The 18,425-nt window shown below is 72.5% G+C and carries 15 protein-coding genes; 3 read left to right on the top strand and 12 right to left on the bottom strand.

The genetic code is table 11. The features are described 5' to 3' along the window. Positions 1-44 precede the first annotated feature (44 nt). The 7 genes from cydC to CHC05_RS10685 all read right to left on the bottom strand — a co-directional run bounded on the left by cydC (position 45) and on the right by CHC05_RS10685 (position 10,614). Positions 45-1,730: a thiol reductant ABC exporter subunit CydC gene (cydC, locus tag CHC05_RS10715; protein WP_089247295.1), complete on the bottom strand. Its 1,686-nt coding sequence runs from the start codon at positions 1,728-1,730 to the stop codon at positions 45-47. Next, positions 1,723-3,414 carry a thiol reductant ABC exporter subunit CydD gene (gene cydD, locus CHC05_RS10710; protein ID WP_245870758.1) on the bottom strand — a complete coding sequence of 564 codons (1,692 nt, stop codon included), beginning with the start codon at positions 3,412-3,414 and terminating at the stop codon, positions 1,723-1,725. Before cydD ends, cydC begins: the two co-directional genes overlap by 8 nt. Then, the gene (locus tag CHC05_RS10705) at positions 3,411-4,409 is read right to left on the bottom strand and encodes a cytochrome d ubiquinol oxidase subunit II (RefSeq protein WP_089247291.1); all 999 of its coding nucleotides are present in this window, start codon (positions 4,407-4,409) and stop codon (positions 3,411-3,413) included. Before CHC05_RS10705 ends, cydD begins: the two co-directional genes overlap by 4 nt. A 10-nt stretch (positions 4,410-4,419) precedes the next feature. Then, positions 4,420-5,682, bottom strand: a complete 1,263-nt coding sequence (locus tag CHC05_RS10700; protein ID WP_089247289.1) for a cytochrome ubiquinol oxidase subunit I — start codon at positions 5,680-5,682, stop codon at positions 4,420-4,422. A 133-nt stretch (positions 5,683-5,815) separates the two neighbouring features. Next, the gene (locus CHC05_RS10695) at positions 5,816-6,721 is read right to left on the bottom strand and encodes a M56 family metallopeptidase (RefSeq protein WP_089247287.1); all 906 of its coding nucleotides are present in this window, start codon (positions 6,719-6,721) and stop codon (positions 5,816-5,818) included. Between the two features lie 3 nt (positions 6,722-6,724). Continuing rightward, positions 6,725-7,078 (bottom strand): BlaI/MecI/CopY family transcriptional regulator, encoded by a 354-nt coding sequence (locus CHC05_RS10690; RefSeq protein ID WP_089247285.1) that lies wholly within the window; start codon positions 7,076-7,078, stop codon positions 6,725-6,727. A 509-nt stretch (positions 7,079-7,587) separates the two neighbouring features. Continuing rightward, positions 7,588-10,614 carry a hypothetical protein gene (locus tag CHC05_RS10685; protein ID WP_245870757.1) on the bottom strand — a complete coding sequence of 1,009 codons (3,027 nt, stop codon included), beginning with the start codon at positions 10,612-10,614 and terminating at the stop codon, positions 7,588-7,590. A gap of 75 nt (positions 10,615-10,689) precedes the next feature. Here CHC05_RS10685 and CHC05_RS10680 point away from each other — a divergent pair, with 75 nt between their 5' ends. Beyond that, positions 10,690-12,408: an Hsp70 family protein gene (locus tag CHC05_RS10680; RefSeq protein WP_179266119.1), complete on the top strand. Its 1,719-nt coding sequence runs from the start codon at positions 10,690-10,692 to the stop codon at positions 12,406-12,408. Here CHC05_RS10680 and CHC05_RS10675 read toward each other — a convergent pair. Both CHC05_RS10675 and CHC05_RS10670 read right to left on the bottom strand, forming a co-directional pair. Further along, entirely contained in the window at positions 12,381-12,941 is a 561-nt protein-coding gene (locus tag CHC05_RS10675) for a hypothetical protein (RefSeq protein ID WP_089247279.1), read from the bottom strand. The genes CHC05_RS10680 and CHC05_RS10675 overlap by 28 nt on opposite strands. Before the next feature lie 33 nt (positions 12,942-12,974). Continuing rightward, positions 12,975-13,721 carry a Rossmann-fold NAD(P)-binding domain-containing protein gene (locus tag CHC05_RS10670; protein WP_089247277.1) on the bottom strand — a complete coding sequence of 249 codons (747 nt, stop codon included), beginning with the start codon at positions 13,719-13,721 and terminating at the stop codon, positions 12,975-12,977. A 47-nt stretch (positions 13,722-13,768) separates the two neighbouring features. On the opposite strand from CHC05_RS10670, the gene CHC05_RS10665 reads away from it, so the two are divergent. Beyond that, complete coding sequence (locus tag CHC05_RS10665; protein ID WP_089247275.1) at positions 13,769-14,146, top strand: winged helix-turn-helix transcriptional regulator; 378 nt, start codon at positions 13,769-13,771, stop codon at positions 14,144-14,146. Between the two features lie 309 nt (positions 14,147-14,455). On the opposite strand, the gene CHC05_RS10660 is transcribed toward CHC05_RS10665, so the two are convergent. The 3 genes from CHC05_RS10660 to deoC are packed head-to-tail and all read right to left on the bottom strand — an operon-like array spanning position 14,456 to position 17,653. Next, the gene (locus tag CHC05_RS10660; protein WP_089247273.1) at positions 14,456-15,277 is read right to left on the bottom strand and encodes an aldehyde dehydrogenase family protein; all 822 of its coding nucleotides are present in this window, start codon (positions 15,275-15,277) and stop codon (positions 14,456-14,458) included. Further along, positions 15,270-16,700, bottom strand: a complete 1,431-nt coding sequence (locus CHC05_RS10655; protein WP_089247271.1) for an aldehyde dehydrogenase family protein — start codon at positions 16,698-16,700, stop codon at positions 15,270-15,272. The genes CHC05_RS10660 and CHC05_RS10655 overlap by 8 nt, the downstream gene beginning before the upstream one ends. A 2-nt stretch (positions 16,701-16,702) precedes the next feature. Next, complete coding sequence (gene deoC, locus CHC05_RS10650; RefSeq protein WP_089247269.1) at positions 16,703-17,653, bottom strand: deoxyribose-phosphate aldolase; 951 nt, start codon at positions 17,651-17,653, stop codon at positions 16,703-16,705. Positions 17,654-17,759: 106 nt separating this feature from the next. Here deoC and upp point away from each other — a divergent pair, with 106 nt between their 5' ends. Next, the gene (gene upp, locus CHC05_RS10645) at positions 17,760-18,392 is read left to right on the top strand and encodes a uracil phosphoribosyltransferase (RefSeq protein ID WP_089247267.1); all 633 of its coding nucleotides are present in this window, start codon (positions 17,760-17,762) and stop codon (positions 18,390-18,392) included. The last annotated feature ends 33 nt before the right edge of the window (positions 18,393-18,425 follow it).

Below are 18,425 nucleotides of genomic sequence, written 5' to 3'. Positions count from 1 at the left end.
CACCCTCGCACCGCACCGCCCCGAACCACCTCCGGTGGTTGCCCCTAAGTCGCGACGGCGAGGTAGCCCTGTTGGGTCGACCACTGGTCCCGGTACCAGCCCGGCCGGGCGACCAGGTCCGCGTGGCGGCCGCGTTGCACCACGCGACCCGCGTCCAGCACGAGGATCTCGTCGAAGTCGTCGAGACCGCTCAACCGGTGGGTGACGAGCACGATCGCGCCGGGGGTGGCGGCCACCACGGCGGCGAGCACCGCGTCGGCGGCGCCCGGGTCGAGCCCCTCGGTCGGCTCGTCGAGCACCAGCACCTCGGGCCGCAGCAGCAGCGCCCGGGCCAGCGCGAGCCGTTGCCGCTGGCCGCCGGAGAGCTGGCCGCCGTCCTCGCCGACCTCTGTCTCCCAGCCGGCCGGTTGGTCGCGCACCCAGTCGAGGAAGCCGGCGGCGGAGGTCGCCGCGGCGAGGTCCTCGTCGGTCGCGTCGGGACGGGCGAGCAGCAGGTTGTCGCGCACCGGGGCGTGGAACACGTGCGCGTCCGCGAACAGCCCGCCCACCCGGTGCGGGTCGCCCGCGCCCACAACCGTGCCGCGGTCGGGCCGGACCGCACCGGCCAGGACGGCCAGCAGCGTGCTCTTGCCCGCGCCGCTCGGCCCGACGACGGCCACCCGCCGCCCGGCCGGCAGCCGCAGTGTGACGTCGCGCAGCGCGGGCTCCGCGCCGGCCCGGTAGGTGACCGAGACGGCGTCGAGGCCGGGCGTGCCGGCGGCCGCTCCGGCGACGGGCGCCGGGGGCGGATCGGTGAGCAGCGCGGAGACCCGGGACAGGGCGGTGCCGAGCTGGGTCCGCTGGCGGGCGGCTCCGACCAGCGCCAGGGCCGACTCGACGGCGGCGATGGTGCCGACGGCGAGCACGCCGACCAGCGTGCCGGAGGTGCCGGCGTGCAGGGCGGTGAGCACCACGGCGGCCGAGGTGGCGCCGGCGAGCAGCACTCCGGCGCCGTCGACCGCCCAACCGATCAGCGCCAGGCGGCGCTCCAGCCGGGCCAGTTCGGCGGCGCGCCCCGCGGCCCTGGCCAGCGCGGCCTCGGTGGCGCCGAACGCCGCCAGGTCGGCCGCGCCGGCGGTCAGGTCCACCGCGTCGACGGCCAGCGCGCCGCGCAGCGGCGCCACCTCGGCGGCCGTGCGCCGGGTCAGCGCCGACGCGAGCCACGGCAGGACCACGCCGGCCAGCAGCAGCCCGGCGGCGAGCGGCAGGGCGGCCAGCGGGCTGAGCAGCCCGGCGCCGAGCACCGCCAGCACCGCGACCAGGCCGGCGGCGGCACCCGGCACGAGCACCCGGAGCAGCAGGTCCTGCACCGCGTCCACATCGGACACCAGTCGGCTCAGCGCGTCGCCGGAGCGGTCGGTGGCCCGGGCCGGGCGGGTCGAGAGGGTGGCGAAGATCCGGGCCCGGACCTCGGTGATGATCCGCAGGACCGCGTCGTGGCCCGCCAGCCGCTCGGTGTAGCGCAGCGCGCCGCGCGCGATCGCCAGCGTCCGGACCGCCACGATCGCCACCGTCAGCGCGGCGACCGGCGGTTGGCCCGCGGCCGTGATCAGCAGCCAGGTGGCGGTGGCCATCAGCGCGAGCCCGGCCAGCTCGGTGCCCGCGGCCAGCAGGCCGGCACCGACCAGCCGGCTCAGCCACGGCCGGGCGATCCGGAGGACGACGCGTTCGGCGGCGGTCACGTCAACCACCGACCCCGGTCGGCAGCGCGGGCGCCGGGCGCAAGATCTCGGTCACCACGCCGTCCTCGACCCGCAGCACGCGGTCGGCGGCCGCCAGCAGCGCCGGCCGGTGCGCGACGAAGACGCCGGTGCGCCCCTCGAGGAGGCTGATCGTCGCGTCGACCACGGCCGCCTCGGACGCGGCGTCCAGCCGCGCGGTCGGCTCGTCGAGGAGCACCAGCGCGGCCTGGTCCCGCAGGAACGCCCGGGCCAGCGCGATCCGCTGCCGTTGGCCGCTGGACAGCCCGTACCCCCGCTCGCCCAGCATGGTCTGCCAGCCCTCGGGCAGCGCGTCGACCACCTCGTCGAGGGCCGCGGCGGCGGCGGCCCGGGCGAGGTCGGCGTCGGCCGGCGCGCCGAGCCGGACGTTGTCGGCCACGGTGCCGGCGAACAGGTGGGCGCGCTGTGGCACCCAGGCGACCGTGCGGCGCCAGGCGTCGAGGTCCGCGGTGGCCAGGTCGACGCCGGACACCAGCACCTGGCCGGCGGTCGGGCGCACGAAGCCGAGCAGCAGCCCGAGCAGCGTGCTCTTGCCGGCGCCGGACGGGCCGACGATCGCGACCCGCTCGCCCGGTTGGATGGTCAGGGTGACGTCGCGCAGGGCGGTCGTCCGCTCGTACTCGACCGTCACGCCGGACAGCACGATCGGCCCGGGCCGCACCACCGCCGTGCCCACCGACGGCGCCGGCTCGCCCGGCGCCGGCTCGTCCGGCAGCGCGGAGAGCGCGTCGTCGAGGGCGGTGAGCCCTTCGAGGCTGGCGTGGAACTTGCTGCCGGCGGCGCGCAGCGGCAGGTACGCCTCGGGGGTCAGCAGGAGCACGAGCAGCGCGACCTGCAGGGTCAGCCCGCCGGACAGCAGCCGCAGCCCCACCGGCACCGCGACCAGGGCGACCGAGATCGTCGCCACCAGCTCCAGCACCAGGGCCGACAGGAACGCGATGCGCAGCGTCCGCATGGTCGCCGCCCGGTGGGCGTCCGCCATCCGCCGCACGACGTCGACCTGCGCCTGGGCCCGGCCGAAGGCGCGCAGCGTGGGCAGCCCGCTGAGCATGTCGAGGAAGTGGCCGCCAAGTCGGGACAGCCGCCGCCACTGCCGCTCGGTGGCGACCTGCGCCTGCCAGCCGACCAGGGCGCCGAAGATCGGGATCAGCGGGATGGTCACCGCGACGATCAAGGCCGACGTCCAGTCGGCGAACACCAGCCGGGCGAGGACGGCGATGGGGATCGTGACGCCGAGTACGAGCTGGGGGAGGTAACCGGTGAAGTAGGCGTCCAGACCGTCGAGGCCGCGGCCGGCCAGGGTCGCCAGCGAGCCACCGCGCTGGCCGGCGAGCCAGGCCGGGTCGCGCCGGGTCACCGAACCGAGCAGTTCGACCCGCAGCGCCTGCTTGACGGCGGCGGCGCTCCAGGCGGTGACCGCGCCCTGCGCCCAGGCGAGAACGGCGCGGGCGGCGACCAGGCCGACGAAGAGGCCGAGGGCGGTGCGGTCGAGCCGGCCACCGGCGCCCGCGGCGAGCACCGCCGCCAGCGCGGTGGCCTGGAGCACGACGACGACCGCGGTAGCCACGCCGCACAATCCGAGCACGACGAAGTGGCGCCGGGTGGCAGGCACCCGACGCAACAGTCGCGGGTCGAAAGGTCGGCGGCGGCTCACCAGTAGACCGGGGCCTTGCCGTCGATCCGCCCGCGGAAAACCCACCAGGACATCGCCTGGAAGCCTATAAGCACCGGAACGAACGGCACCGCCACCCAGGCGAGCAGCCGCAACGTCGCAGGTGCGGCCGCCGCTTCGGCCACTGTCAGCGTCGCTGCGGGGTCGACCGTCGACACCAGGGCGGCCGGGTAGCGGCCCAGACCGACCAGCAGGACCGGCGCCACCAGGGCCACCGAGCTCGCGACGAACGCCCAGCCAGCCTTGCGCTCGGCCAGGAGACGGGCCGCGAGCAGGGCAAAGACCATCAGCAGCAGGGGTACGAGCACGCGCGGGTGCACCGCCGCCCGCACCTCCGCCGAGAGCGAGCCGAGCAGGGTGGCCAGCCCGACGGCGCCGAGCGCGACGGGCACGAGCCGCCGGACGAGCCCCGCCCGGTCCGGTGCCTGCCCCGCCGGCATCCGCAGCGACAGGAAGGTGGCGCCCTGCAGTGCGACGAGGGTCACCAGTGTGATCGCGGTCGCGGCGACGAACGGGGTGGCCAGATGGCCGATGCCGGCGACGTGTCCGTCCGCGTCCAGCGGCAGGCCCTGGAGCAGCCCGCCGAGCAGCGCACCCCAGCCCAGCGCCGCCAGCGTGCTGCCGGCCACCACGACCCGGTCCCACCGGGCCCGGGCCGCCGGGTCGGCCGGGCGGCCGCGCACCTGCACGCCGACGGTCACCAGCAGGACGCCGACCAGGGCCGCGACCACGGCCGGGTAGTAGCCGGACAGCAGCTCGCCCTCCAGCCGGGGGAAGGCGCCGAACAGGATGCCGAGGGCCGCGACCAGCCAGACCTCGTTGCCGAGGAAGAACGGGCCGACCGCGGTGAGCGCGGTCCGCCGCCGGGCGTCGTCGCGGACGCCGGACAGCAGCAGGCCGACGCCGTAGTCCAGGCCGCCGAGCACCAGGTAGCCGGCGAAGACCAGCCCCAGGGCCGCGTACCAGGCGATTTCCATCGGTCTTCCCCTATCGGGCCAGGGCCGGCTCGGGCCGGCGCTCGTCGTCTTCGGCGGTGATGTCGGCCAGGGAGCGGCCGAGGGCGGGGTCGGCGGTGCCCCGGGCGGCCCGCTTGGCGATCAGCACCCAGTTGGTGACGGCGAGGGTCAGCAGCAGCGCGGTGAAGCCGAGGAAGGACGCCAGCAGCACGCCGCCGCTGATCGGGCTGACGGCGTCGTCGACCTTGAGCAGCCCGTACGCGGCCCAGGGTTGGCGCCCGCCCTCGCGGGTGAGCCAGCCGAGAATCGCGGCCACGAACGGCAACGGCAGACAGAGCCCGACGATGACCAGCGGGAACTTCAGCCGGACGATCCAGTCGCGGTAGAAGAGCGGCAGCATGACGAAGGACCAGGCCAGGGTGAAGCCGATCAGGATCATGAAACCGAGACCGACATTGGCGTACGCCGGTGGCAGGTAGTCGCCGGGTCCGAAGCGCGCCGTGAAGTCGGCGACCGCCTGCGCCTTGGCCGCGTCGTCGCCGAACTTGGTCGGCTGCACGGGGCCGACGGCGCCGAACTGGGCGAAGCCGAAGCCCATCAGGGGTACGCCCGCGATCGTCACCGTGACCAGACCGATCCACAGCGACTTGCGCAGGAGCTCGTAGTCGGGGCTGCGGCGCAGCATCAGCCAGGCGCTGATGCCCGCCAGCACCATCCCGCCGGTCAGCACCGCGGCGGACGTCACGTGGCCGAGCGCCATCGTGAACGTGGGGTTGGTCAGCAACGCGGTGAAGTCGGTGAGGTGGGCGACCCCGTCGCGGACCTCGTAGCCGACCGGATGCTGCAGCCACGCGTTGGCGGCCATGATGAAGAACGCCGAGAGGTACGCCGTGATGGCCACGCCGTAGAGCAGCGCCAGGTGCACACCGCGGCGCAACCGGTGCCAACCGAAGATCCACATGCCGAGCAGGGTCGACTCGAGGAAGAACGCGAGCAGCGTCTCCATGGCGATCGGTGCGCCAAACACGTTGCCGGTGTAGCGGGACAGGCCGCTCCAGTTCAGGCCGAACTGGAACTCCATCACGATGCCCGTCGCGATGCCGAGCACGTAGTTGATCAGGTAGATGGTGCCCCAGAAGCGGACCATCCGCTCGTACACCGGCTTGCGGGTGATGAACGCGGCGGTCTGGAGATAGACCAGCAGCGTCACCAGCCCGAGGGTCACGAGGACGAACAGGAAGTGGATCGAGGTCGTGGTGGCGAACTGCAGGCGCGCGAGCGGCAAGGGGTCCATGACCAAGCCCCTCCGAGGGGATAGTGAGGTTCGCTTGTTATAGCGATGCTACACGTAGCTTCCCTACCTATCAGTGCTACGTTGTGTAGTAGTCATGGACATGACTCTACTACGTGCTGTCGTAGCTTGGCGTTTAGGAGAGGAACAGGGCGACCGGGAGCGCGGCCAGCGCGGTGGTGCTGGCCAGGGCGACCAGGGCCGCCAGCGGGGTGGGGCCCAGCGGCGCGCGGAGCCGGCGTACCCGGGCGACGATGTCGTGGTCGGCGGCGGCGAGCATGCCGGCGGGGGTGACGCGCGACGGCGCGGTCGCGAACCGGGCCAGCGCGGCCGCCAGCAGCTCGTCGGTGTGCTGGCGGCGGGCCCGGTCGTCGGCGCGCATCTCGACCAGCAGGGCGACGGCGGCCATGGCGCGGACCATCCAGCTCACCCCGGGCAGCGCGCGGACCAGGGCGGAGAACGGGAGCAGGACGAGGTCGTGCCGCTCCTTGGCGTGGGCCTGCTCGTGGCTGAGCACCGCGGCGAGCTCGTCACGACGGAGCAGACTGAGCGCGCCGGCACTGATCACGACGCGAGGGCGCAGCCCCGGCACGCAGTAGGCGGCCGCGCTCGGGTGGTCGAGCACCAGCGCACCCGGCGCGGCCGGATCGGCCCGGGCGACAAGCGCGAGCAGGTCACGCTGGCGCTGCCGAGCCTTGGCGGCGTGCCGGAGGCTGGAGCCGGTCGACCAGAACAGCACGACGCCGATGCCGAGCCCGACGCTGATCAGCGCGAGGTGGCCGACGCCGAGCTCGGCTGGGAGGCGGCCGCCGGCCAGGTCGTCGGCCAGGATCCGCAGAGCGGTGCCCGGCGGGCGGCCGTAGGGTGCCAGGCCCAACGAGATCGGGATCCCGATCGCGGACAGCCCCACCGCCAGGCCGATGCCCTGCCAGCAGAGGATGGCGACGGTCGGGCTGGTGGCCGGCCAGCGGGACCGGAGCATCACCCAGGCCACGAGATAACAGCCCAGCACCGCCGCGCCGAAGTGTGCGGTGTAGAGCATCGGTCAAGCCTTGTCTTCGCCCAGGGCGGCGCGGAGCACCTCGGCCTCGTCGCCGGTCACCGACCGGGCGAACCGCACGAGCGCCGCGTCCTTCTCCCCGGCCATCTCGAGAGCGTCGAGCATGAGCTGCGCGATGTACGCGTCGCGGCCGGCGACCGGCTGGTAGCTCCAGGCCCGGCCGGTGCGCTCACGCTCGACCATGCCCTTGCCGGCAAGCCGGTCGAGCACGGTCATCACGGTGGTGTAGGCCAGGTCACGCCCGTTGAGCGCATCGACGACTTCACGGACCGTGGCCGGCGCGGACCGATCCCAGAGGACGTCCATCACCGCCCGCTCGAGATCTCCCAACCGCGTCACGCGTCGATCCTACCCTGCGTAGTAGCCAGCCCGCGCCCGGCCGCCTCCCGGTAGCGACCGGGCGGCCAGCACCGTCCGCAGAGAACCGCCGGCCGTGCCTGTGGTTGTCGACCGCTTGGCGGCCGTGCTCTGCAACAGCCGGAGAGCAAGCGGCTGTGCCGGCACCTGCTGGCCCTGTCGGGCCGGCTGGCACGTGCTGGCCGCCGGGGACGGTTGGCACGTGCTGGCCCGCTGAGCCGGTCAAACAGCCGGCTCCGCCGGGCGGGCTGGCACATGTTGGCCCGCCGGGCGGGCTGGCACATGTTGGCCCGCCGGGTCGGCTGGCACGTGCTGGCCCACCGCGCCGGGCTACCACGTACTGGCCGGCTGGGCCGGTCAAAGTGCTAACCCCTGCCAGGCCGGCTGCCACGTGCTGGGCCGCCAGGCCGGCTGCCACGTGCTGGCCCCCGGCCGGTCAAAGTCTTGGCCCCCGGCCGGCCGGCACCTGCTGGCCCGGCGGGCCGCGGCCGTCATGACGTCCTGGCCACGGACCTCCTTCTTAGCCGGCTCTGCCTGCCGGTGTTGGACGCCGACCGCCCGTCGGGCCTGGCGCCTCCGTCGGTGGCGGCCGACCAGCGAACGGCCGCGCCGGCTGCGGCCGTGACCACGCCGGCGGCGAGGGCGACCAGCGGCAGATTGGTCGGGATGCCGAGGTAGACGGTGATGCCGAGGATCCGGGACAGCCCCCACGGGAGCAGGGCCAGTTGGTCGTTCCAGATCGTGAGGGCGCGTTCGAGGCCGAGCGCCGCGATTCCGGCGGCTAGCACCGCTAAGGTCCCGCCGCCGGCCACGAGGGTGTTGCCGACCGCGCGCCGGCGGCGGGTGCCGGGCTGGGCCAGCGTGACCGCGACGAAGAGCCAGCCGAAACCGGCGAACGCGACGGTGATGTACACCGCGCGGGCGGTGGGCGCCGTCCAGAACTCGAACCAGTAGTGGCCGGGCCCGCGGACCGCCAGCGCGCCCAGGAGCAGGGCCGTTCGGAGCAGGATCACGCCGCCGATCACCGCCCAGGTTCGGTTGTCGGTCAGCGCGCGGGCGATCAGCGCGAACACCAGCCACGCCGTCAGCACGAGGACCAGGTGGGCCGGTGCGGCGAACCAGGTGTAGACGAGGCGGCTGGCCACGAGCGCCACCGCGGCGATGGCAACGACGCTCGCGGCGGTCGCGCGGTCGGGCGGCCGGCCTAGCCCCCACGGACGGGTGGCGCCCAGCCAGAGCGCGCGGCAAGCGGCGTTGCGGTTGGCCGCGCCGAGAGCGACGACCAGCAGGACCAGCGCGAGGAGGACGCGGGCCAGCCAGGCCATCGCGGGGTCGCGGTCGGCCCGATCGGTGCCGAGGTCGGCCGCGGTGAACTGGTAGGCCGGCAGGTCCCGGTCTCCGCCGTAGCGGGCCAGGTGCCCCGCCTTGCGCGTCTCGTAAACGGCCCGTGCCGCCTGCCACTGCTGGCGGGCCGTGCCATCGCCTGTGTCGAGCCACTGGGCATGGCGCAGCACCGTCGTCCGGTAGGCGGCCAGGGTCTCGAAAAGGTCGACCTGGAAGTCGAGGGTGTCGGTCAGTCGTTGCCGCAACGCGGGGTCGCGGTAGGTGGCCGGATCCGTCGCGGCGACCAGGTCGCGCATCTCGACGGCGAGCGCGACCGCCCGGTCACCGCCGGCGATCGCCTCGTCGAGCCGGTCCCGGCTCACGGCGTAGATGCTGTCGAGCGCGGCCGAGTCGCCGGTCACGATGTCCCACTCGAAGATCCACATCATCGGCGGTGGCTCGAGGCCGAGCGCCTTCACCTGCTTGTCGGCGTACGGTCCGATGTAGAGGCCCTTGGTGACCGCCGCGCGGGACCGGGCCAACATGCCCGTGATCGCGCGCTCGGTGGCGGGGTCGGTGCTGAAGGTCTGCCTGACCCAGTCGCGGGTGATCTCCTCGGCCGGGGTGTCGGGGCGCCAGGCCAGCCGAGCCGCCGCGTACGTGTTGAGGTCGTACAGCTGCCAGAAGCCGGCACGGAGATAGAGCGAGGTCGGGCCGGCCCGCAGTGGACCACCGTCCTGGGTCCACGTCCAGCTGCCCTCGACGCGCGGGTTCGCGGCCAGGAACGTGCGCAGCGCTTGCTGGTGCAGTGCGGTCAGGTCGTTGGGCAGCGAGCCGAAGCCCTCGAACTCGCGGCGCGACTGGAACTCGACGATGCGGCGCTGGTTGCCCCTCGTCAGCGTCGGGTTCAGTGGCAGGTGGCTGTAGAAGTCGCCGGCCGGGTATTTGGTGGACACGACCAGATGCGGGTCGTCGATCGTGCCGAGCACCTCGTCGTAGGACGCCGGATTGGTGTGCAGGTCTCCGACGGCGCCGACGCCGACGGTCCAGCTGCGGAAGATGATGTCGCGCCCACCCTGGCCCGCCGTCGCGAGCAGCGCGGTCAGCATCGCCCGCACCGCCTCGGGCGTGGTGACAGCGAGCCGGGACTCGTAGTCCCAGCCCTGTTGCCGGTAAACCGCCCCACCCTCGCCGATTCGGATCATCAGGCCGCCGGCGAACGGCATCCGCTCGAACAACTCGGCCAGCCCGGCCTGGTAGACGGCCCACAGCCGCGGGTCGGTCGCGTCGAGACCGCCGGTGGTGCGGGCCAGGAAGCGTTCCAGGGGCGGGGATAGCGCGAGCATGTCGGTGAGGAAGTAGACCTTCATGCCGCTGTCGGCCGCGTACCGGAAGATCGGTGCGAACGCCGCCACCAACGCCTCGTTGCGGCCGATGTGGTCATCGCCGTCGTCGTAGACGCCGACGCCCTCGAACGTCACGTATTCCAGGAAGCCCGGGATGACGATGCCGTTGTAGCCCTGGCTCAGTGAGTGGTCGACGAACGCACGGAACTGGGCGCCGATTCGTTCGGCGGCGGCTCTGTCCACCCACGGGGCGTCCGGCAGCAGCGCCGAGCCCACGACGTCGGTGTTGAGCGAGTAGTCGGTCTCGTCGGGCGCCGCCTCGCGGCCGACGGAGCCCGCGTCGGTCAGCCGGAGACCGAGCCGTGGCGCGGTCACGGTGTCACCGGTGATCGCGGCACCGGACCGGATGCGGTCGGCGACCGCGTAGAGACCTGCGGCGGTGCCGGCGGCGGTCACGCCCGTGACGGTGATGCCGCCGGCCGCGCTGGTCAGGCGAAAACTCTCGAGCGAGCGGGCCCCCGGAAGGGCGGCGATCCGGGCCGTCAACTGGGCCGGCCCCGTCCCGCCGATTTTCGGTCGTGGCCGGCCGCGAGCCTCCAACGCGTCCGCGACGACACCGGCCGCGCGAGTCACCAACGGGTCGTCGGGAACCCGGATCGCCGCGATCGCTGGTGGTGCGGCGAGCGGCGCCGGCCCGGCCTCCGCGACCCGCTCGACCGGGACGTCGGCAGCCGAATAGCTCAGCCCGAGCGCGCCGTCGACCCCGTAAGCCACCACGGCACCGGCGGCGAGCAGGACCGCGACGGCGGCCCCGACCACCCACCGCATCCGACGCCCATCGCCAGTCATGCGGGTCATATTAGGAACGGGGTCTGACGTTTTTGGCCGTGGTTCGCGTTGGTGATCATCGATTACCGTTGTGTCGTGGCGAGCGACGGCGTGCGGTTGGGCATCGACTACGGCACGTCCAACACGGTCGCCGTGTTGGCACAGGTGGGCCGCGAGCCGCGGACGGTGTTGTTCGACGGCTCGCCGCTGCTGCCCAGCGGGGTCTGCCTGGACGGCACGGGGCGTCTGTTGGTCGGCCGCGACGCGTGGCACACGGCTTTGTCCGTACCCGCCGCGTTCGAGCCCTTTCCCAAGCAACGCATCGGCGACGGCGCCGTCCTGCTCGGCGATCGCGAGGTGCCGGTCGCGGAACTGATCGGGGCAACCCTGTCGCGCGTCGGCCAGGAGGCGACGCGGATCGCGGGTGAGCCGGTGACGTCCGTGACCCTGAGCTTTCCGGCTGCCTGGGGCACCGAACGGCGGCGCGTGCTGGCGGAGGCCGCCGAGCGGGTTTTCCCGGTCGTCGAGCTGGTCGCGGAGCCGGTGGCGGCGGCCAACCTGTTCGCGGGCGTGGCCAGTCAGGCCGTGCCGGTCGGGCGGTGCGCGATCGTCTACGACTTCGGGGCAGGAACCTTCGACGTCTCGGTGGTACGACGCGGGCCAGGCGGTTTCGAGGTGCTCGCCACCGAGGGCCGGGACGACTGCGGCGGCCTGGACCTCGACGCGGCCGTGGTGCGGCGGCTCGGCGCGACGGTCGGCCAATCCTCGCCCGAGGTCTGGGAGCGGCTGGTCAATCCGGCGTCCACCGCCGATCGGCGGGCGAGCCGACAGTTGTGGGAGAACGCGCGTACCGCCAAGGAGATGTTGTCCCGGGCCACGTCCGCGCTCCTGCACGTGCCGTTGCTCGACTCCGACGTGACGGTGGGCCGGGAGGAGCTCGACGAGCTGGCCGCGCCGTTGTTGGCCGGAACCGTCGAGGCGACGCGGGCCGCGATCGAGGCCGCCGGGGTCGTCACGGCGGACCTCGCCGCCATTTACCTGACCGGCGGGTCCAGCCGGATGCCAGCCGTGAGCACGGCGCTGCACCGGGCCTTCTCGGTCGCGCCGATCCTGGTCGAACAGCCGGAGCTGGTGGTCGCGGAGGGCAGCGTGCGCCCACCCGTGGCGGCCGAGTCGCCGACGGCCGTGCTCGCGTCTCCGGTGCCGCGGTCGCCGTCGCGTACCCGGCAGGTCGTGGTGCTCTCCGCCGTTGTGGTGTCGGTGGCCGCGGTCGCGGTCGTGGTGGGTCCGTCGCTGGGCTCGGACGGGTCCGGCACGGGGCGCGCTGTCGGCGCGGCTTCGACGGGGCCACTGTCGCCGTCGCAGTCGGCCGCGCCGACGCCGACGCCGACGCCGTCCTCCGCCCCGGTCGACAGCTGTGTCGTCGGAAGTTGGCGGTCGATCGGCGGCCAGCAGACGCTGAAAATCAACGGCCACGACACGATCTTCAGTGGTGGTGCGGGTGTGACGATGACCTACCAGGCCGACGGGCGTGTCACCGTCGTCTGGAAGAACGCCACCTGGAAGGCCACGGTCAACGGCACGAAGTGGACAGAACGAATAAACGGCAAAGTGACCGCCAGTGTCTTCCACAAGGGCGGGAAGGAGTACGTCACCAGCAGCAAGGGCACCGGGGATGTCGTGCTGTATCGGGGCAGCTCGCGGAACAGCTCGGTCAACCTGGACCTGGTCAACGGAGACGATCCGTACTTCTGCTTCGGTGATTCCCTGCGCTTCGTCGACGACGACTACTCCGCGGAGTTCAAGCGGCTCTGATCCTCTTCCCGGTCGAAAGTCTCCACCTTGGCCCGGTAGCCGCCGCTCGTCCCGGGGTTGATCAGCACCACGAAGTCGGGCAGGGCGCCGGGTTTGGGGGCACCGTCGTCGTCCTGCGCACCGGGCTCGGCGGTCCAGTCGACCAGGGCGACGGTCACCTGCCAGCGACCCGGCTCGAGCGGGATCCGCAGACCGTTGTCCGGGTCGTCGCCGACGTGCTCGATGCCGCTGATGACCGCGCCGGCGGTGGCGACGAAGAGATAAGGATCCGAGATCACGAGGGTGTACGCGCTTTCGCGCTCCGTCAGCCCCGCCGGCTCGGAGGCGGAACCGACCCGGGCAACGAACTGGTAGGCGCCGTCACCGTCGATGTTGATCGGCACGAAGGCGCCGGCGACGACGTGCCGGAGAATGTCCTCGTCCTCCAGGAGGGCGTCCTCCCAGGTCTCGTAGTCCACCACGTCGTGAAAGGCCGTGGGCGACCAGAGCCCCCACATACCCGCGTCGGTGGCGAGTGCCTCGGTGATCTCCATGTGTGTCCGCCTTCCCTGTCGCGCTCGGGAAAGCTACACCCGGTCGACCAGGTCCGTGAGGACGGCCCGGAGGCGCGCGGCCGCAGCGGGGTCCGCGGACAATGCCACCGGCTTCCCGCGGCGGAGCGCGGTCAGTGGTGCGTCGGGCGGATTATCGAGCAGATCGGCCAGGGGTACGGCGGCAGCGTCCACTGTGGTCCCGAGGAGCGCGGCTGCCGTGCCGATCAGCGTGCGCAGCGGTTGCCGGAACTGGCGGTGCATGCCGCTGTCGACGAACAACGGGTTGTAGAGGACGTAGCGAACGCGGCCGGGCCGGGTCGCGGCGAAGTCGATGCCGAGCAGGTCGTTGGATCGGGCGCCCTGCATCGTCGCCCTGAACATCGTGTAGTCGCGGGTGAGCTGAAGGTCGTCCCAATGGATGCGGCCGGCCTTGATGCCGCCCGTGCCGCTGAGGTTGAGCACCACGGGTGTCGTCGCCGCGGCCTCCAACGCCGGCCGCAGCCGGTCGGCCAGCAGGTAGCGGCTCACCACGTAGATCGCGAAGGTCTGCTCCAGCCCTTCGCCGGTCTCCACCCGCCGCTGGTCGAAGCGCCCGGCCGCGAGCACGAGCGCGTCGATGCGGCCCGGCAGCCGGTCGATCAGCCGGGTGGTCTGCCGGACCGACGTGAGGTCGGCGTCGGCGCTGCCGATCGCGATCACGTTGTCGCCCCGCTCCCTCAGCCGGGCGGCGAGAGCCCCGCCGATGCCGCGTGTGCCGCCCGCGATCACCACTGTGCGCATACTCGATCCTGTGCGGCATCGCGGCCCGTCCGAAAGAAGGCACATCCATGTCACCTGTGCTCCCGTTGCCCGTCACGGAAACTGACCGCGCGGCCTGCGCCGCCACGGACGTACTGCGCCGCGTCGGTGAGAAGTGGAGCGTCCTGGTGCTGGCGTTGTTGCGCGAGCATCCGTACGGCTTCAACGAGCTCGACCGCGCCATCCACGGCCTGAGCCGCCGAATCCTGACGCGGACGTTGCGGACGTTGGTCAGCGACGGCCTGGTGAGCCGCCAGGAGACGGCGGCGCGCGTCGAGTACGCCCTGACCGACCTGGGCCGCTCGTTGCTGCCGCTGGTCATCGCGATCGGCGAGTGGGCGGTCGAGCACGCACCCGAGATCAACGCCGCCCGCGGACAGGAGTTTTCTGTCGGTGGCAGCCGGTAGTTTCCGCGTGACCCGGGAGGTGGTCGCGATGGAAACCAAGAACTGGATGGTCATCTACACCGACGACGCTCTGACACCGACGGTGTTTCGACATCGCCTGCGACGGCTGCGCACGAGACGACGAGGAAGACCAAGCCGACATCGCACTCGACCACCGCCGGCCGACGCACCCGAGTAGGGGCCATGTCGCCGGCGAGCGCGGTCCGGTTGCCACGGTCGGCGACCGCGCCGCCGGACGTGGCGTTCCGGTCTGTGCGTACGTGGCGGCCCGGTGGGCGGGCCGCCACGTTTGGCGGCGAGGCAGGGCGGTCAGATGCCCTTGGGGTGCCAGACCGTCTTGGTTTCCAGGAAGGCCGTCATGCGGGTCAGGCCCGGGTCGTCGGACCAGCTGGGGGTCGACGCCGAGGGGCGGATGACGCGCTTCAGGTTGCCGGCGGCGGCTTCCTCCAGCGACGTCGCCAGGGTCTGGTCGGTGACGCCGGCCAGGTCGATGGCGTTGACGTCCATGTGGGCGGCCAGCCACGGCGCGGTTTCGGCCGGGTCGCCGGTCAGGATGTTGACGACGCCGCCGGGTAGGTCGGAGGTGGCCAAGACCTCGGCGAGCGTTACCGCCGCGAGAGGCGCGTCGTGGGCGGCCAGGGCGACCACCGTGTTGCCGGTGACGATGGCCGGGGCGATGACGCTGACCAGTCCCAGGAACGACGGCGGGGTGACCAGGCCGACCACGCCGGTGGGCTCGGGCGACGACAGGTTGAAGTACGGGCCGGCGACCGGGTTGGCGCCGCCGTAGACCTGGCTGATCTTGTCGGACCAGCCGGCGTACCAGACCCAGCGGTCGATCGCCTCGTCGACCTCGGCGGTGGGCAGGCCCAGGCCGATGAACTGGTCGCGGCGGCCTTCGAGCATCTCGGCCACGCGGTAGAGGATCTGGCCGCGGTTGTAGGCGGTCGCACCCGACCAGCCCTTCACCGCGGCCCGGGCGGCGACGACCGCGTCGCGGACGTCCTTGCGGGAGGCCAGGGCCACGTTGGCGTCCTGTGCTATGTAGGAGCGGCCGGACTCGCTGCGCGGGAACTTGCCGCCGATGAACAGTTTGTAGGTCTTGCGGACCGCCACGCGTGCGTCAGACATCGAGGTATGCCTCCAGCCCGTGGCGGCCGCCCTCGCGACCGTAGCCGGACTCCTTGTAGCCGCCGAACGGCGACGTCGGGTCGAACTTGTTGAACGTGTTGGCCCAGACCACGCCGGCGCGCAGCCGGTCGGCCATCCACAGGATCCGGGAGCCCTTGTCGGTCCAGACGCCGGCGGACAACCCGTAGGGCGTGTTGTTGGCCTTCTCGACGGCCTCCGCGGGCGTGCGGAACGTCAGCACCGACAGCACCGGGCCGAAGATCTCCTCGCGGGCGATGCGGTGGGCCTGGGTCACGCCGGTGAAGATGGTCGGCGCGAACCAGAAGCCGTTCTCGGGCAGTTCGCACGGCGGAGACCAGCGCTCGGCGCCCTCTTCGCCGCCGATGTCGGACAGCGTGCGGATGCGCTCGAGCTGGGCGGCCGAGTTGATCGCGCCGATGTCGGTGTTCTTGTCGAGCGGGTCACCGACCCGCAGCCGGGCCATCCGCCGCTTGAGCGAGGCGAGCACCGGCTCGTAGACCGACTCCTGCACCAGCAGCCGCGAGCCCGCGCAGCAGACGTGGCCCTGGTTGAAGAAGATGCCGTTGACGATGCCCTCGACGGCCTGGTCGATGGGCGCGTCCTCGAAGACCACGTTGGCGGCCTTGCCGCCGAGCTCGAGCGTGACCTTCTTGCGCGAGCCGGCCACCGAGCGCGCGATCGCCTTGCCCACGTCGGTCGAGCCGGTGAACGCGATCTTGTCGACACCGGCGTGCTCGACCAGCGCGCGGCCGGTCTCGCCGGCGCCGGTGACGATGTTGACCACGCCCGGGGGCAGGTCGGCCTGCTGGCAGATCTCGGCGAACAGCAGGGCGGTCAGCGGCGTGGTCTCCGCGGGCTTGAGCACCACGGTGTTGCCGGCGGCCAGCGCCGGCGCGATCTTCCACGCGAGCATGAGCAGCGGGAAGTTCCACGGGATGACCTGCGCCGCGACGCCCAGCGGGCGCGGTGCGGGGCCGAACCCGGCGTGCGCCAGCTTGTCGGCCCAGCCGGCGTAGTAGAAGAAGTGCGCGGCCACCAGCGGGATGTCGACGTCGCGGGACTCGCGGATCGGCTTGCCGTTGTCGAGCGACTCCAGGACGGCGAGCTCGCGGCCGCGCTCCTGGATGATCCGGGCGATCCGGTAGAGGTATTTGGCGCGGTCGCGACCCGGCATGCGGGACCAGACCTTGTCGTAGGCCTTCCGGGCCGCGGCGACCGCACGGTCGACGTCGGCGGGGCCGGCCTCGGCGACCTCCGAGAGCACCTCTTCGGAGGCGGGGTTGATCGTCTTGAAGTACGCACCGTCGGCGGGGTCGACGAAGGCGCCGTCGACGAACAGGCCGTAGGACGGCTTGATGTCGACGACCGCGCGGGATTCGGGGGCGGGGGCGTATTCGAACATCGTCAGTCCAGCGTGAAGTAGTCGGGACCGGCGTAGACACCGGTCGTGAGCTTGGTGCGCTGCATCAGCAGGTCGTTGAGCAGCGTCGACGCGCCGAACCGGAACCAGTCGGGGTCGAGCCAGTCGTCGCCGGCCGTCTCGTTGACCAGCACCAGGTATTTGATCGCGTCCTTGGTCGTGCGGATGCCGCCGGCCGGCTTGACGCCGACCTGGCGCCCGGTCAGGTCGCGGAAGTCGCGGACCGCCTCGAGCATCACCAGCGTGACCGGCAGCGTCGCCGCGACCGGGACCTTGCCGGTCGACGTCTTGATGAAGTCGCCGCCGGCCAGCATGCCGATCCAGGAGGCGCGGCGGACGTTGTCGTAGGTCGACAGCTCCCCGGTCTCCAGGATGACCTTGAGGTGGGCCGGGCCGCAGGCCTGCTTGACCGCCGCGATCTCCTCGAAGACCTCGAGGTAGCGCCCGGCCAGGAAGGCACCCCGGTTGATCACCATGTCGATCTCGTCGGCGCCGGCCGCCACGGCGGCCTTGGTGTCGGCGAGCTTGATCTCGAGCGGCGCCTGGCCGGAGGGGAAGGCCGTCGCCACGCTCGCCGTGTGGATGCCGGAGCCGGCCAGGGCCTCGGTGGCCACCGGCACCATCGCCGGGTAGACGCAGATCGCGGCCACCGGCGGGCAGGTCGGGTCGGCCGGGTCGGGTCGCCGGGCCTTCGCGCAGAGCGCGCGCACCTTGCCGGGGGTGTCGGCGCCTTCCAGCGTGGTCAGGTCGACCATGCGGATCGCCAGGTCGATCGCCCATGCCTTGGCGGTCGTCTTGATCGACCGGGTGCCGAGCATCGCGGCGCGCTGTTCCGCGCCAACCTGGTCGACCCCGGGCAGACCGTGCAAAAATGCCCGAAGGGCCGCGTCGGAGCTTGTTACTGAGGACAGGTCCGACGCCGTCGTCGCTGTCATGCGGACGAGTGTACGGGTGCGGCGTGAGGTCGATGAGTTATCCACAGGTGGGGCACTATCCACAGGCCTGCCCACAGATCATCAGCGACCGGTACCTTGACCAACCGTGGACGTACAAGTTGTTAACCATCCCCTCGCGCAGACCCGCCTGACGGCGATGCGCGAAGCGGGCACCGAGCCCGGCAGCTTCCGGGCAGCGTTGCACGAGCTCACCACGATGCTGGTGTACGAGGCGGCGCGCGCCTTCCCGATCGAGCAGTACCCCATCGAGACCCCCGTCGCACCGACCCAGGGCACCCGGCTGGGCAACCCGCCGCTGTTGGTGCCGGTCCTGCGCGCCGGGCTGGGCATGGCCGACTCCGCGCTGGCGCTGCTACCCGAGTCGTCGATGGGCTTCGTCGGCCTGGCCCGCGACGAGGTCACCTTCGAGCCCCGGGCCTACCTGGAGTCGCTCCCGGCCGACCTGAGCGGCATTCCGGTGCTGGTGCTCGACCCGATGCTGGCCACGGGCGGCTCGCTGGAGCACTGCTGCCGGCTCCTGGCCGACCGCGGCTGCACCGACATCACGGTGATCTGCGTCCTGGCCGCCCCGGAGGGCATCGCCCGCCTGGAGCGCTCGGGGCTGCCGCTGCGCCTGGTCACGGCATCGATCGACGACGAGCTCAACGACAAGATGTACATCGTGCCGGGCCTGGGTGACGCGGGTGACCGCCAGTTCGGCGGAATGCCCCGTTTTTGACGCATGGGCGACCGGTGAGTGCGACGCGGGCGC

This window comes from Asanoa hainanensis, from assembly GCF_900188485.1.
Taxonomy (GTDB): Bacteria; Actinomycetota; Actinomycetes; order Mycobacteriales; family Micromonosporaceae; genus Asanoa; species Asanoa hainanensis.
Note: the sequence above shows the minus strand (reverse complement) of the source record. Positions and strands in the feature narration are given on the sequence as shown.

What these genes read in the sequence shown, in the direction of transcription:
- CHC05_RS10655 (WP_089247271.1), bottom strand. Translation starts at nt 16,700, where the DNA reads ATGTTCGAATACGCCCCCGCCCCCGAATCCCGCGCGGTCGTCGACATC.
- CHC05_RS10660 (WP_089247273.1), bottom strand. Translation starts at nt 15,277, where the DNA reads ATGTCTGACGCACGCGTGGCGGTCCGCAAGACCTACAAACTGTTCATC.
- CHC05_RS10685 (WP_245870757.1), bottom strand. Translation starts at nt 10,614, where the DNA reads ATGACTGGCGATGGGCGTCGGATGCGGTGGGTGGTCGGGGCCGCCGTC.
- CHC05_RS10700 (WP_089247289.1), bottom strand. Translation starts at nt 5,682, where the DNA reads ATGGACCCCTTGCCGCTCGCGCGCCTGCAGTTCGCCACCACGACCTCG.
- deoC (WP_089247269.1), bottom strand. Translation starts at nt 17,653, where the DNA reads ATGACAGCGACGACGGCGTCGGACCTGTCCTCAGTAACAAGCTCCGAC.
- CHC05_RS10705 (WP_089247291.1), bottom strand. Translation starts at nt 4,409, where the DNA reads ATGGAAATCGCCTGGTACGCGGCCCTGGGGCTGGTCTTCGCCGGCTAC.
- CHC05_RS10675 (WP_089247279.1), bottom strand. Translation starts at nt 12,941, where the DNA reads ATGGAGATCACCGAGGCACTCGCCACCGACGCGGGTATGTGGGGGCTC.
- CHC05_RS10670 (WP_089247277.1), bottom strand. Translation starts at nt 13,721, where the DNA reads ATGCGCACAGTGGTGATCGCGGGCGGCACACGCGGCATCGGCGGGGCT.
- CHC05_RS10695 (WP_089247287.1), bottom strand. Translation starts at nt 6,721, where the DNA reads ATGCTCTACACCGCACACTTCGGCGCGGCGGTGCTGGGCTGTTATCTC.
- CHC05_RS10665 (WP_089247275.1), top strand. Translation starts at nt 13,769, where the DNA reads ATGTCACCTGTGCTCCCGTTGCCCGTCACGGAAACTGACCGCGCGGCC.